Below are 12,423 nucleotides of genomic sequence, written 5' to 3' on the forward strand. Positions count from 1 at the left end.
AATTAGGTACAATCGGTAAGTTGTATGAAACTTTTACGTTTGCAGGTGTTCTACAACTAAGGTCTAATACTTAAACACCCAAGGCTGGGTGATCCTTAGGAAAAGCGTGTCTAGCAGACCTAGACCTCTAAATATAATGGAGATGACTATGTCACAGAGCATTTATCCAGTTCCTGAAAAAATCAAGAACGCAGCATTAATCAACGACGAGCAATATCAAGAATTATATCAAAAGTCGGTTGATGACCCCGCAGAGTTTTGGAAAGAGCACGGTCAACGTTTAGATTGGTTCAAACCCTACAGTAAAGTTAAAAATACCTCATTCGACAAAGGCCATATCAATATTAAATGGTATGAAGACGGCGTACTAAATGCCTCTTACAACTGTATCGATAGACACCTTGAAAAGCGCGCCGATAAGGTTGCATTGATTTGGGAAGGTGATAACCCAGAACAAACAGAAAATATTACCTACCAACAACTACACGATGAAGTCGCAAAGCTTGCCAATGGCCTCAAGAGCCTAGGAGTTGCAAAGGGTGACCGCGTCGCTATCTACATGCCGATGACTCCACAAGCAATTTATGCCATGCAGGCCTGTGCAAGAATCGGTGCTATCCATTCCGTTGTGTTTGGGGGCTTTTCACCTTCAGCGATTGCAGATCGCATTAAAGATTCTGGCGCCAAAGTTGTCATCACCTCAGATGAAGGTCGTCGCGGTGGTAATTGTGTGCCGCTTAAGGCAAATGTTGATGAAGCGGTAGCGCAAGCTGGCGTCACCACTATCGAGCATGTGGTTGTACACCAATTAACAGGAGGCGATGTTGAATGGAATGCTCACGATGTCTGGTGGCATGAATTAGTTGCTGATAAACCTGCCGAATGTGAACCTGAAATGATGAATGCGGAAGATCCGCTCTTTATTCTTTATACCTCGGGCTCTACCGGTCAGCCGAAAGGGGTAGTGCATACTACGGGTGGATACCTAGTGTATGCATCAATGACCCATGAGTATGTATTCGACCTTCAAGAAGATGATATTTACTGGTGTAGCGCGGATGTGGGCTGGATCACGGGTCACAGTTATATTGCTTATGGTCCACTAGTAAATGGTTGTACTCAAGTTGTATTCGAAGGCGTGCCGACCTATCCGACGTCTGGTCGCATGGGTGAAATCGTTGATAAACATGGTGTTACTATTCTCTATACTGCACCTACCGCGATCCGTGCTTTGATGGCAAAAGGTGACGAGCCGACAGCAAGTTCTAAGCGTGACAGTTTACGTATTTTGGGTTCGGTCGGTGAGCCAATTAATCCAGAGGCTTGGTCTTGGTATTATGAGCAAATTGGGAATAGTGACTGTCCTATCGTAGATACTTGGTGGCAAACCGAAACGGGCGGCATCATGATCACGCCACTACCTGGCGCTACTGCACTTAAGCCGGGTTCTGCGACCCGTCCATTCTTTGGTATTGCTCCTGCACTATTTGACGCGGAAGGTAATACGCTGACAGGCGCGACCGAAGGTAATCTGGTGATTTTGGATAGTTGGCCTTCACAAGCCCGTACGGTTTATGGCGACCATGAGCGCTTTGAACAAACGTACTTCTCGGCTTATCCGGGCGTATATTTCACGGGCGATGGTTGTCGCCGTGATGAAGACGGTTACTACTGGATCACCGGTCGCGTGGATGATGTACTTAACGTTTCAGGTCACCGCCTCGGTACTGCTGAAATCGAAAGTGCGTTAGTCGCTCACGAAGCGGTTGCTGAAGCGGCTGTGGTAGGCTATCCGCACGACATTAAAGGCCAAGGGATCTATGTCTATATCACGCCAAATGAAGGGGTAACGGTATCTGACGAGTTAACTAAAGAGGTGAGAAATTGGGTGCGTAAAGAGCTAAGCCCGATTGCAACCCCTGACATGATCCAATGGTCTCCAGGTTTACCTAAAACCCGTTCTGGTAAAATCATGCGCCGTATTTTGCGTAAGATTGCAGCCAACGAGTATCAACAGTTAGGGGATACTTCTACACTTGCCGATCCAAGTGTGGTTGATGAATTAATCGAGAATAGATTGAATCGTTAACTGAATAACTTGAATTGCGACCTAATATAAACATACTATAACGGCTGTTATCTTTACGATAACAGCCGATTTTTTAGGAGCATAGCATGTATCAGTTTTTAATCGCGGATGATCATCCTCTATTTCGAGAGGCGCTTAAGGGGGCTCTAAAAGCGCAGTTTGAAGGATTAGAGGTATTCGAATCTGAAAACTTTGACACTACGCTCTCGGTCTTACAACAACAAGAAGAACTAGACCTACTCCTGCTCGATTTACATATGCCGGGCAATGGTGATTTATATGGACTAATTCGGATCCGTGAGGATCACCCAAGTCTTCCAGTTGTTGTGGTTTCGGGAAGCGAAGACCTTTCTATCATTTCTAAAGTGATGGGATACGGCGCGATGGGTTTTATCCCAAAAGCGGCGTCAGTAGAACAAATTACCGAAGCCATAGAGCAAGTGCTCGAAGGTGACACGTGGTTGCCTGAAGGCATGAAAGACAAAGTGGCTGAACTTGAAGGGGAAGACAAAGAGCTTGCCCAACAAGTGGCCTCGCTCACGCCGCAGCAATATAAAGTGCTGCAATATTTACACGAAGGCTTGCTGAATAAGCAAATTGCCTACGAGCTAAATATTTCAGAGGCAACGGTGAAAGCACATATCACCGCTATCTTCAGAAAGTTGGGTGTCTATAACCGTACTCAAGCCGTATTGATTGCTTCAAAACTACAACTAGAACCTATCGAAGCGAATGACTAACTTCGCATCATTGCTTGCAAGGTGCTTACCTTGCAAGCAGCACTGCTTTAGCTTAACTCTTTAAACGCCTGACTTAATCCCTCTATTGTTAGCGGATACATTCTGTCTTGCATTAATTGATTTATTAGCTCTATCGAATGGTAATAAGACCAATAGCTTTGCGGCTGAGGGTTAAGCCAAGCCACCTTACTAAAGTGATTGGTTAAACGATTCAGCCAAGTAGCTCCTGCTTCTTGATTCCAATGCTCTACACTACCGCCGGGATAGATGATTTCATAGGGGCCCATTGTCGCGTCACCAACAAATATTAGTCGATAGTCTGAGCCGTATCGGTTAATTAGCTGATAAGTATCAAGCAATTCGCTGTCACGACGGTCATTATCGTGCCAAACATGTTCGTACACACAATTATGAAAGTAAAAAAACTCAAGGTGCTTAAATTCACAGTGTGCGGCACTGAAGAGTTGTTCACAAAGCTGGATATGGTCATCCATAGAGCCGCCAATATCAAACAGCATCAATACCTTCACTGAGTTATGTCGCTCAGGAGCCATTTTCACATCCAGCATGCCGCCTTGTCTTGCGGTAGCGCGAATGGTTTCATTAAGGTCGAGCTGATCGCTTGCTCCACTGCGCGCAAATTTACGCAATTGCTTGAGTGCAAGCTTTATATTGCGGCTGCTGATGTCAGTATTGCTATCGAGATTACGGTATTGCCTTTTATCCCAGACCTTTACTGCTCGGCGATGACGGTTTCCATCTTGGCCAATGCGGATCCCTTCAGGATTATAGCCGTAAGCGCCAAAAGGCGAAGTGCCACCTGTACCAACCCATTTATTACCGCCTGCGTGACGTTTTTGTTGCTCTGCTAAGCGTGCTTTTAACGTTTCAAGGAGCTTATCGAGTCCACCCATGGCGTTAAGTTTGGCTTTTTCTTCTTCAGACAACGACTTCTCAAACTCTTTACGCAACCAATCCTCTGGTAATTGCTGCTGTTGAAGTTGTGAGAAGAGGTCTATTGATTCTATCCCCTCAAAATAATCAGCAAACGCACGGTCGAATTTATCAAACAAGGTTTCATCTTTCACGAAGATAGTTTTTGCCAAAAAGTAAAAGCCGTCCAGATCGGCAAAGCAAACTTCTTTATCCAGCGCCTCTAAACAATCTAGTAATTCGCGCAGGCTCGCTTTGATACCGTAACGTCTAAGGGTGAGTACAAAATCGATGAGCATGATCAGCGGCGGCTCATAAAGGCGAGCTTCTCAACCAAAGAAACATCTTGCTCGTTTTTAAGTAGTGCACCAAATAACGGCATTAGGCCACCTTGGTTAGATTTGTCATGCAACGCCTCAGGGGAAATATCTTCCGCTAATAATAGTTTTAGCCAGTCGAGTAATTCACTCGTGCTTGGCTTTTTCTTTAGGTTTGGTGCGTCGCGTAATTGGAAAAAGCTTTCGAGTGCTCGTTGTACTAAATTTGCTTTAATATGTGGAAAATGCACGTCTACAATCTGCTGCATCTCTTCTTTGCTCGGAAAGTCGATGTAGTGGAAAAAGCAGCGGCGTAAAAAGGCATCTGGTAGCTCTTTTTCATTGTTTGAAGTGATAATAACGATGGGGCGCACCTTTGCCTTTACTTGCTCATTAGTTTCGTAGACATGAAACTCCATTTTATCGAGTTCTAACAGTAGATCATTGGGAAACTCAATATCGGCTTTGTCGATTTCATCAATCAGCAGAACGGGGCGCTTTGTGGCGGTAAATGCCTGCCACAGCTTACCTTTGATGATGTAATTGCCAACGTCATTAACGCGAGGATCGCCAAGTTGACTATCGCGTAAACGCGAGACCGCATCGTATTCGTACAGGCCTTGCTGGGCTTTGGTTGTTGACTTTATATGCCATTGGATTAGTTCGGTATCTAAACTTTTTGCCAGTTCTTCGGCGAGTAAGGTCTTGCCTGTGCCTGGCTCACCTTTAATCAGGAGTGGTTTTTCTAAAACGATGGCCGCATTCACGGCCTGTTGTAGAGCAGAGGTAGCAATATATTGATCAGTACCTTTAAACATAATTCAACTTCTTGTGGTCAGATGAGATAGGCTCATCTTGCCACAATCAGCTTTTCGCTGCCAACCCTGCTTCGGTTTCGATTAAGGTGAAGCGAGGCACCGCTTCGCCTTCGACCATAACGTCTTCTAAAAACATTTCAAGTGGTCGAACCCAAAAGCTCATATCTCCATATAGGGTTTGATAAACCACTTGCTTCTCTTGCGTTTCACTGTGCGTTGCCAAGGCGTGCACTCGATATAATTTTCCTTTGTAGTGGCGGTAAATTCCAGGTGTGATATCCACTAATTCAAGCTCCAAAAAATAAAAGCCGTACGTGACGGACTGAAATGTTATAATCCGTGCCATTAAGACTGAAGGTGTTTAAAGATGAATTATATTGCGCTGGACGATTATAAGAAAGCTTGGGTTTTCAAACATAAAGATCTTCCAATCGAAGAATCCGACCTGGCATTGATAAAACCAATGTCAGCGGCGCGCGCTGCGGTGCTTTGGAGCACTATGGTAAGCAACGAAAAAGATCACCCTGATTTTTTTGATAAAACAGATTGGGTTGGTAAAGCGGACTCATGGCAAGAAACCCTCAATTGGGAGCAGCCGTGGGAAGCAGGAGAAGCGTTTCCTGAAACTATCGAGCAATTTCTTGATTGGCAAGCTAATACCACCGTGTATTTTTGTCTCTCTCGAGATGATGTGATCGAAACCCGTTTTGACGTGTTTAAGCGATGTTGGCAGAACTTTATGTTTTTGACTGACGGTAGTTTCTTAATAGGAAAAAAACGCAGTTCGGTAGTACAATTTATGGCTGAGGGGCAAGCAAAATTAGGAACCAAGCCGTAAGCAAGTACAACTGAGCAGTTTGCTTTGATTTGAAACATGGCTAGTGTATAAAGGATGTACACCAGTCTACTAAAGTAGATTGCATTGACGGGAGGCGTTTTGGAGCAACAGCAAAATACAATCTGGTATGACGAAGCATCTCGCCTTGTATTTGCCGAGCTTGTAAACGTATTTTATGCCAGAGAGTTGCCGAAACTTGCTGAACTCTCAGATCATACTCGCCTTCAGCGTTTGTTAAACAGCCTGCCGTATTATGTTGAGCGCGCGGCCACACATATTATTCATGGTGACGTCCCGCTTGAGCTAGATAGTTTCAATGGTTGTTGGTTAGCAAAGCAAAAATCACAGCCTAAATGTGATGACGCTGCCAACGCAGCATTTTTTACCACTAAGGTGAAAGTGGGGCTGGTGGTTCCTGTGCTATATGCAGACTCGACGGGGACAACCGTGAGGCTCGACAGTGTTGACCAAGTGGGTGAGGCTGACAAATTGCACTGCAACCAATTTGGCTGGTTTAGTGTTAATGGCAATAGCTTACAAGCAAGCGACGAAGCGCGTGTACAATTGCTAAAACCAACAAAAGTGTTAATGACAGCGGCTTGTTGTGGCCATACTTGGTATTTTGGCAAAGCGGTAGTACCGAGAAGGCTGACGCTAAGAGAAATGTTACTTGCCAGTTCAATTAATTGGCCACAAGTACAAAAAACAAAAACGAGTCAACGATCCTAATCGACTCAAAAAACAGAAGTTTGGATTAAGCAATGCGATTTTTTCAGTTAGCGCTGTTGGTTTTAGCGCTATTTATTCAGTACAGACTTTGGTTCGGCCACAACGGCGTGGAGGACTACACTCGGATAAAATCCGTGGTTAAATCGCACCAAGAAACCAATGCCAATCTCAGTAAACGAAATAAATTATTAAAAGCGGATATCGACGATTTAAAGCTCGGCCTTGAAGGGGTTGAGGAGCGTGCTCGTCATGAGCTCGGCATGATTAAGCCTGGCGAAACTTTTATCCGTGTATTACCGAAAGTACCTCATGAAAAGAAACGATAAACTTGCAGTCGTCATCCCCGCAGCTGGGGTTGGCAGTCGTATGCAGGCGCAGATGCCTAAACAATATATTCCACTATTAGGTAAACCAATTTTAGTACACACACTAGAAAAACTAGCCGGACTTGAGTGCGTCAGTCAATTTATGGTCGCCGTTTCCAAAGAAGATGGATATTTTTCATCGGCGTTGCTGCCTGATAGTCGTTTTAGCCACTGCGAAGGTGGACAAGAACGTGCCGACTCCGTTTTATTGGCGCTAAAAGCATTGGCACCAAGTCGCCCTGACTGGGTGTTAGTTCATGATGCAGCTCGACCTTTAGTTGCGCTGGACGATATTCATCAGCTGATTTCACAATGTATTAATCAACAGCAAGGTGGCATACTGGCTGCCAAGGTTAAAGATACCATCAAACGCGGTGCGGAGTTGGTACAGGAGACCGTACCTAGAGCGTCGTTATGGCTGGCTTTTACGCCTCAAATGTTTAGGTATGAAGAGTTATTGGCGGCATTGGAGCTTGGACTTTCTCAAGGTGCAAATATCACAGATGAAGCATCAGCGATGGAATTACAAAATCAGCCAGTCCAACTCATTGCCGCGCGTACGGATAACATTAAGATCACGACGCCGGAGGATTTACCTCTAGCGGAGTTTATAATTCAACAACAAGGTAAACAGCATGATTAGAATTGGCCACGGATTTGATGTTCATAAATTTGGTGGAGCTGGCCCATTGACTATTTGTGGGGAAAAAATTCCTTACAAACAGGGCTTTATTGCTCACTCTGATGGTGATGTGGCAATCCATGCTTTGTGTGATGCCTTGTTGGGAGCGCTTGCGTTGGGAGATATTGGTAAGTACTTTCCTGATACCGCGAGTGAATTTGAAAATATCGACAGTCGTATTTTATTACGCCGCGTGATGGAACAAGTGAAAACGCTTGGCTATCAAATAGGCAATATCGACGTCACGATTGTCGCACAAGCACCAAAGATGCGACCACATATTGATGCGATGCGCACTAACCTTGCTGCGGACTGTGAAGCGCAGCTAGACCAAGTTAATGTTAAAGCGACTACCACTGAAAAACTGGGTTTTGAGGGACGTAAGGAAGGGATCTCAAGCCATGCTGTGGTGCTATTGGTAAAAGCATGAAGACACTCAACTATCTTTATGGCAAACCGTTATCTGACGGCGATTATAAGTCACAACCAGAAGACTTTAGAGTCGAAGAAATTTTAGATATTCCTTTTACTGGCGAAGGTGAGCACGTTTGCTTGCAGATCATAAAAAAGGGAGAAAACACTGCATTTGTCGCTAAAAAGCTTGCAGAATTTGCCCAAATTTCACCGCGAGATGTCAGCTATGCAGGAATTAAAGACAGACACGGCGTATGTACGCAGTGGTTTAGCGTGCCGGTGCCAATTAAAAAGTCGGTAGACTTTAGTGCATTAAATAGTGACTCTATTTTTGTGGTGCAGCAAATACGGCACAATCGAAAGTTAAAAACAGGTTGTCACAAGGGCAATCGCTTTGCCATTACCCTCAGAAACGTGACTGCTCCACTTGATATTCTTTCGCGTATTAATGCCGTACGCCAAGGGGTTCCTAATTATTTTGGAGAACAACGTTTTGGTCATGATGGCCACAACTTAGCCATGGCAGATAGGTTATTTGACGGTGAAAAGATCCGCGATAAAAAGCTCCGAGGGCTAGTGCTTTCAGCCGCTCGCTCTCATCTGTTCAACGAAGTCGTCAGTCGCCGCGTGGCAGAGCATGGTTTGGCAACGACTTGGCACCGTGAAATCTTTTTACTGAGCGGTAGTAACGCCTTTTTTGACTCAGAGATTGATTGCGAGCTCATCGAGCGGTTACTGAATGGCGACATTCTGCTTTCGGCGCCATTGGTTGGTAAAGGTGAAAAGGGCTTATTGCCGCAAGAGCGTGAATGGTTGGCTCCTTTCGCTAAATGGCACGAAGGATTGGCTGAATTTGGGATGAAAAATGAGCGTAGAGCGCTTAGATTAATACCCGAAGCGCTTAAGGTGAGTATGGCTGACGACAGTACGCTCACCCTTGAATTTAGTTTACCAAAAGGAACTTTTGCCACGGCGCTGCTCAGAGAGCTTGTTAATCATAAAGATGCCAGTAAAAAGTTTAATAAACATGAAGAGTCGATACAGCAGTGAGATACTCATTGTCTAACAAGAAAAAGAGGTGAAATATGAAGATCCTATTGAGTAATGACGATGGTGTTCACGCCAAGGGCATTGCTATCTTGTATCAAGCGTTATCACAAATCGCAGACGTAACCGTTATTGGTCCAGATAGAAACTGTAGCGGTGCGAGTAACTCGTTAACCTTATTAAACCCGCTCAGAGCAACTACGCTAGATAATGGTTTTATCTCCGTGAATGGCACGCCAACCGACTGTGTTCACCTTGGAGTGAACAAACTGATGGATGAATTGCCGGATTTAGTCGTTGCAGGGATCAACAATGGCGCTAACCTTGGCGATGATACGCTGTACTCCGGCACTGTTGCGGCGGCCACTGAAGGTCGACATGTGGGCTTACCTGCGATTGCCGTTTCTCTTTGCTCTAAAAATGAAGCCCATTATGAAACTGCAGCACATGTCACGGTAGAGATCATTAAAAAGCTTGCAAACCATCCGCTACCAAAAGACCAAATCATTAATATCAACGTCCCTGATATTCCATTAAGTGACTTAAAAGGGATTAAAGTCACTCGACTAGGCTCACGTCATAAAGCGGATACCATGACTGAACAAATCGACCCATGGGGCCGAAGTGTGTACTGGTATGGCACCTTAGGTCATGAAAGTGACGCTGGTGAAGGCACGGATTTTCATGCTGTAAACAACGGTTATGCCGCTATCACACCACTCAAGGTGGATATGACGGCTTACGAGAGCTTAGATGCTGTGGCGAGCTGGTTATCTTAAGAGGCGTATGTGCTGAGTAATTATCAGGGCAGCGCTAATGCGCTAGTGGAACTGCTAAAACAGCAAGGCGTAGAGGATGAAGTGGTACTTAACGCCATCGCTAACACGCCTAGACATATGTTTGTCGATGAAGTGCTTAAACATAAGTCATATGAAAATACAGCTCTTCCTATCGGACAAGGACAAACAATATCGCAACCTTTTATCGTTGCAAAAATGACCGAAGTGTTAAAACAAGTAGGTGTTAAAGGGCGTATTTTGGAAGTGGGGACGGGCTCTGGTTATCAGACCGCAGTACTCGCGCAAGTGTTTGAACAGGTCTTTAGCATTGAACGGATCAAGTCACTGCAGTGGCAAGCGCGCAGAAGGCTGCATTTGCTGGATTTATATAATGTGACGATGAAACATGGAGACGGTTGGAAAGGCTGGGCTTCAAAAGCGCCTTTTGCAGGGATCATTGTTACTGCCGCAGCACAATCAGTGCCAGATGAGCTATTGGCGCAACTAGAAGATGGCGGTGCTATGGTCATTCCCATCGGGGTTGAAGCGCAAACACTCACCTTGTTTGTTAAACAAGGTGAGCAGTTTATTCGTCACGCCCTCGCACCTGTACGCTTTGTGCCTTTAGTCGCTGGCGAAGTCGGTTAATTTTGTAGCTTTACAAACAACTCCATAAAATATAACTATTTTTTCCAGTAGAATGTGAAAACCAAGCAAAATTAAGTTAGATTGATATGATAGTCGTTGATAGTAGCACTGGAAAATATAAGTAATGTACAAGTCTCAGGTCATCATATCGATTTGTTTAAGCGGCCTGCTTGTTGCCTGCTCATCGAATCATACGCCTGCGCCTGTCACAACTTTGCACTCTGGTAAGACCACTCCGTCACATAAAATTAATATTAACGGAAGCAGTTACAAAGTAAAAAAAGGCGATACTTTATTTGCAATTGCATTTAGCGCTAACAAAGATGTAAGAACGCTCGCGCAAATCAATAAAATTAAGCCTCCGTACACGATCTACCCCAATCAGATCATTCGTCTAGAATATCCCAAAAATAAAAACAAAAAGAACATAAAATACACGAAAGTAAACCACAAGTCTCAGTCTTTAAAACAAAAAAGTAACAAAACCCCCAAAAAAGAGCTTGATAAGCCAAATCAACGAGAGTATGTTCAAAGACAAGCCACACAAAAATCTAGTAGTACCAAGGCTTTGTATAATAATAAGGTACTATGGAAATGGCCTGCTGAAGGCAAAGTGACTCGTCATTTCTCTGTTAAAGAGAATGGTTATAAGGGATTGGAGATCTCTAATAAACCAGGTACTTCAGTTAAGGCTGCTGCTGGCGGTGTAGTTGTATATGCAGGGAGTGCGTTGCGTGGGTATGGTAATTTAATCATTCTGAAACATACGGATGATTATCTAAGTGCGTATGCCCACAACGCTAAGTTACTCGTCAGAGAACAGCAAAAAGTTAAAGTTGGGGAAAAAATTGCCGAAATGGGTAGTACAGATGCTTCTAAGACGGCGCTTAGGTTTGAGATCCGTTTTAAAGGTCAAGCTGTAAACCCGGCAAAATACTTGCCATAAAGTAATGCGAGTACATCGATTGGTTCGAGTACCCTTACTTTTATTCGCTTGGGGAGAATACTTATGGCTCACACTGCAAAATTACCTACAAAATCTACTCCAGAGTTAGACAAGTTCGAAGATGATAATATTGACGAACCGAAAGACGAATTACTTGAAGACCTCGAAGACGACGAAGAAGTTTTTGCCAAAGAAGAAGTGGTTAAAAACTTAGATGCTACTCAACTCTATTTAGGTGAAATTGGATTTTCCCCACTGCTCAGTGCAGAAGAAGAAGTTTACTTTGCGCGTAAAGCGTTAAAGGGGTGCGAAGCCTCACGTAAACGGATGATAGAGAGTAACTTGAGATTAGTGGTTAAAATCGCTCGTCGTTATAACAACCGTGGTTTGGCATTACTTGACCTCATTGAAGAAGGTAACTTAGGCTTGATCCGAGCGGTGGAAAAGTTTGATCCAGAGCGTGGATTTAGATTTTCTACATATGCAACTTGGTGGATCCGTCAAACTATCGAACGTGCGATCATGAACCAAACTCGTACCATTCGTTTGCCTATTCATGTTGTCAAAGAGCTCAATGTTTACCTACGTACAGCACGTGAATTGACGCAAAAGCTGGACCATGAACCTACCGCAGAAGAAATCGCTGAATGTCTCGACAAACCCGTCGAAGAAGTCAGTAAGATGCTCCGTCTAAACGAAAGGATCACTTCGGTTGATACGCCTATCGGTGGTGAAAATGACAAAGCACTGCTCGATATTATCGCGGATGAAAAGGGCGGTGGTCCAGAAACCGAAGTGCAGAGCAACGATATTAACAAACACATTGTTGATTGGCTTGGAGAGTTAAACCCAAAACAGCGAGAAGTGCTCGCGAGACGCTTTGGTTTGCTTGGTTATGAGCCATCTACGCTTGAGGATGTTGGCCGCGAAATCGGGCTAACGAGAGAGCGAGTAAGACAAATTCAAGTTGAGGCGTTGAGACGCTTAAAAGACATTTTACAACACGAAGGGTTAAGTACCGATAGCCTATTTGAGCAACAGTAAATTGGTATGATTTACTCATTAAAAAAGCCGCAAT

Annotated in this window: 15 protein-coding genes; 12 read left to right on the forward strand and 3 right to left on the reverse strand. The window is 44.3% G+C overall.

The window, feature by feature from the left end:
- The first annotated feature begins 148 nt into the window (after positions 1 to 148).
- Complete coding sequence (gene acs, locus BB427_RS11845) at positions 149 to 2,089, forward strand: acetate--CoA ligase (RefSeq protein ID WP_017217030.1); 1,941 nt, start codon at positions 149 to 151, stop codon at positions 2,087 to 2,089.
- Positions 2,090 to 2,175: 86 nt separating this feature from the next.
- Entirely contained in the window at positions 2,176 to 2,829 is a 654-nt protein-coding gene (locus tag BB427_RS11850; RefSeq protein ID WP_010377395.1) for a response regulator transcription factor, read from the forward strand.
- Positions 2,830 to 2,876: 47 nt separating this feature from the next.
- Here BB427_RS11850 and BB427_RS11855 read toward each other — a convergent pair whose 3' ends face one another.
- The 3 genes from BB427_RS11855 to BB427_RS11865 are packed head-to-tail and all read right to left on the reverse strand — an operon-like array spanning position 2,877 to position 5,180.
- On the reverse strand, positions 2,877 to 4,061 hold the full coding sequence (locus tag BB427_RS11855) for a vWA domain-containing protein (protein WP_069020902.1): 1,185 nt from the start codon (positions 4,059 to 4,061) through the stop codon (positions 2,877 to 2,879).
- 2 nt (positions 4,062 to 4,063) lie between these two features.
- Complete coding sequence (locus BB427_RS11860; protein ID WP_069020903.1) at positions 4,064 to 4,900, reverse strand: AAA family ATPase; 837 nt, start codon at positions 4,898 to 4,900, stop codon at positions 4,064 to 4,066.
- A 43-nt stretch (positions 4,901 to 4,943) separates the two neighbouring features.
- The gene (locus BB427_RS11865) at positions 4,944 to 5,180 is read right to left on the reverse strand and encodes a DUF1653 domain-containing protein (RefSeq protein WP_010377401.1); all 237 of its coding nucleotides are present in this window, start codon (positions 5,178 to 5,180) and stop codon (positions 4,944 to 4,946) included.
- An 84-nt stretch (positions 5,181 to 5,264) separates the two neighbouring features.
- Here BB427_RS11865 and BB427_RS11870 point away from each other — a divergent pair, with 84 nt between their 5' ends.
- The 10 genes from BB427_RS11870 (at position 5,265) to rpoS (ending at position 12,389) form a co-directional block, all read left to right on the forward strand.
- Positions 5,265 to 5,735: a DUF2947 domain-containing protein gene (locus BB427_RS11870; protein WP_045962078.1), complete on the forward strand. Its 471-nt coding sequence runs from the start codon at positions 5,265 to 5,267 to the stop codon at positions 5,733 to 5,735.
- Positions 5,736 to 5,819: 84 nt separating this feature from the next.
- Positions 5,820 to 6,464 carry a hypothetical protein gene (locus BB427_RS11875; RefSeq protein WP_175401277.1) on the forward strand — a complete coding sequence of 215 codons (645 nt, stop codon included), beginning with the start codon at positions 5,820 to 5,822 and terminating at the stop codon, positions 6,462 to 6,464.
- Between the two features lie 32 nt (positions 6,465 to 6,496).
- On the forward strand, positions 6,497 to 6,790 hold the full coding sequence (gene ftsB, locus BB427_RS11880) for a cell division protein FtsB (RefSeq protein ID WP_010377404.1): 294 nt from the start codon (positions 6,497 to 6,499) through the stop codon (positions 6,788 to 6,790).
- Positions 6,774 to 7,472, forward strand: a complete 699-nt coding sequence (gene ispD / locus BB427_RS11885) for a 2-C-methyl-D-erythritol 4-phosphate cytidylyltransferase (RefSeq protein WP_069020904.1) — start codon at positions 6,774 to 6,776, stop codon at positions 7,470 to 7,472. The genes ftsB and ispD overlap by 17 nt, the downstream gene beginning before the upstream one ends.
- Positions 7,465 to 7,941, forward strand: a complete 477-nt coding sequence (gene ispF / locus BB427_RS11890; protein ID WP_069020905.1) for a 2-C-methyl-D-erythritol 2,4-cyclodiphosphate synthase — start codon at positions 7,465 to 7,467, stop codon at positions 7,939 to 7,941. The genes ispD and ispF overlap by 8 nt, the downstream gene beginning before the upstream one ends.
- Complete coding sequence (gene truD / locus BB427_RS11895; protein ID WP_010377408.1) at positions 7,938 to 8,975, forward strand: tRNA pseudouridine(13) synthase TruD; 1,038 nt, start codon at positions 7,938 to 7,940, stop codon at positions 8,973 to 8,975. Before ispF ends, truD begins: the two co-directional genes overlap by 4 nt.
- A gap of 35 nt (positions 8,976 to 9,010) precedes the next feature.
- A complete protein-coding gene (gene surE / locus BB427_RS11900; protein WP_010377409.1) occupies positions 9,011 to 9,751 on the forward strand; it encodes a 5'/3'-nucleotidase SurE in 741 nt (246 codons plus the stop codon).
- A gap of 9 nt (positions 9,752 to 9,760) precedes the next feature.
- The gene (locus BB427_RS11905) at positions 9,761 to 10,399 is read left to right on the forward strand and encodes a protein-L-isoaspartate(D-aspartate) O-methyltransferase (RefSeq protein ID WP_039494434.1); all 639 of its coding nucleotides are present in this window, start codon (positions 9,761 to 9,763) and stop codon (positions 10,397 to 10,399) included.
- Positions 10,400 to 10,523: 124 nt separating this feature from the next.
- Complete coding sequence (locus BB427_RS11910; RefSeq protein ID WP_069020906.1) at positions 10,524 to 11,345, forward strand: peptidoglycan DD-metalloendopeptidase family protein; 822 nt, start codon at positions 10,524 to 10,526, stop codon at positions 11,343 to 11,345.
- Between the two features lie 63 nt (positions 11,346 to 11,408).
- The gene (gene rpoS / locus BB427_RS11915) at positions 11,409 to 12,389 is read left to right on the forward strand and encodes an RNA polymerase sigma factor RpoS (RefSeq protein WP_017217021.1); all 981 of its coding nucleotides are present in this window, start codon (positions 11,409 to 11,411) and stop codon (positions 12,387 to 12,389) included.
- Positions 12,390 to 12,423: the final 34 nt, after the last annotated feature.

Origin of the sequence: Pseudoalteromonas sp. BMB (genome assembly GCF_001709235.1) — a bacterium.
Taxonomy (GTDB): Bacteria; Pseudomonadota; Gammaproteobacteria; order Enterobacterales; family Alteromonadaceae; genus Pseudoalteromonas; species Pseudoalteromonas maricaloris.

What these genes read in the sequence shown, in the direction of transcription:
- truD (WP_010377408.1), top strand. Translation starts at nt 7,938, where the DNA reads ATGAAGACACTCAACTATCTTTATGGCAAACCGTTATCTGACGGCGAT.
- BB427_RS11850 (WP_010377395.1), top strand. Translation starts at nt 2,176, where the DNA reads ATGTATCAGTTTTTAATCGCGGATGATCATCCTCTATTTCGAGAGGCG.
- BB427_RS11910 (WP_069020906.1), top strand. Translation starts at nt 10,524, where the DNA reads ATGTACAAGTCTCAGGTCATCATATCGATTTGTTTAAGCGGCCTGCTT.
- BB427_RS11870 (WP_045962078.1), top strand. Translation starts at nt 5,265, where the DNA reads ATGAATTATATTGCGCTGGACGATTATAAGAAAGCTTGGGTTTTCAAA.
- BB427_RS11855 (WP_069020902.1), bottom strand. Translation starts at nt 4,061, where the DNA reads ATGCTCATCGATTTTGTACTCACCCTTAGACGTTACGGTATCAAAGCG.
- acs (WP_017217030.1), top strand. Translation starts at nt 149, where the DNA reads ATGTCACAGAGCATTTATCCAGTTCCTGAAAAAATCAAGAACGCAGCA.
- ftsB (WP_010377404.1), top strand. Translation starts at nt 6,497, where the DNA reads ATGCGATTTTTTCAGTTAGCGCTGTTGGTTTTAGCGCTATTTATTCAG.
- ispD (WP_069020904.1), top strand. Translation starts at nt 6,774, where the DNA reads ATGAAAAGAAACGATAAACTTGCAGTCGTCATCCCCGCAGCTGGGGTT.
- surE (WP_010377409.1), top strand. Translation starts at nt 9,011, where the DNA reads ATGAAGATCCTATTGAGTAATGACGATGGTGTTCACGCCAAGGGCATT.
- ispF (WP_069020905.1), top strand. Translation starts at nt 7,465, where the DNA reads ATGATTAGAATTGGCCACGGATTTGATGTTCATAAATTTGGTGGAGCT.
- rpoS (WP_017217021.1), top strand. Translation starts at nt 11,409, where the DNA reads ATGGCTCACACTGCAAAATTACCTACAAAATCTACTCCAGAGTTAGAC.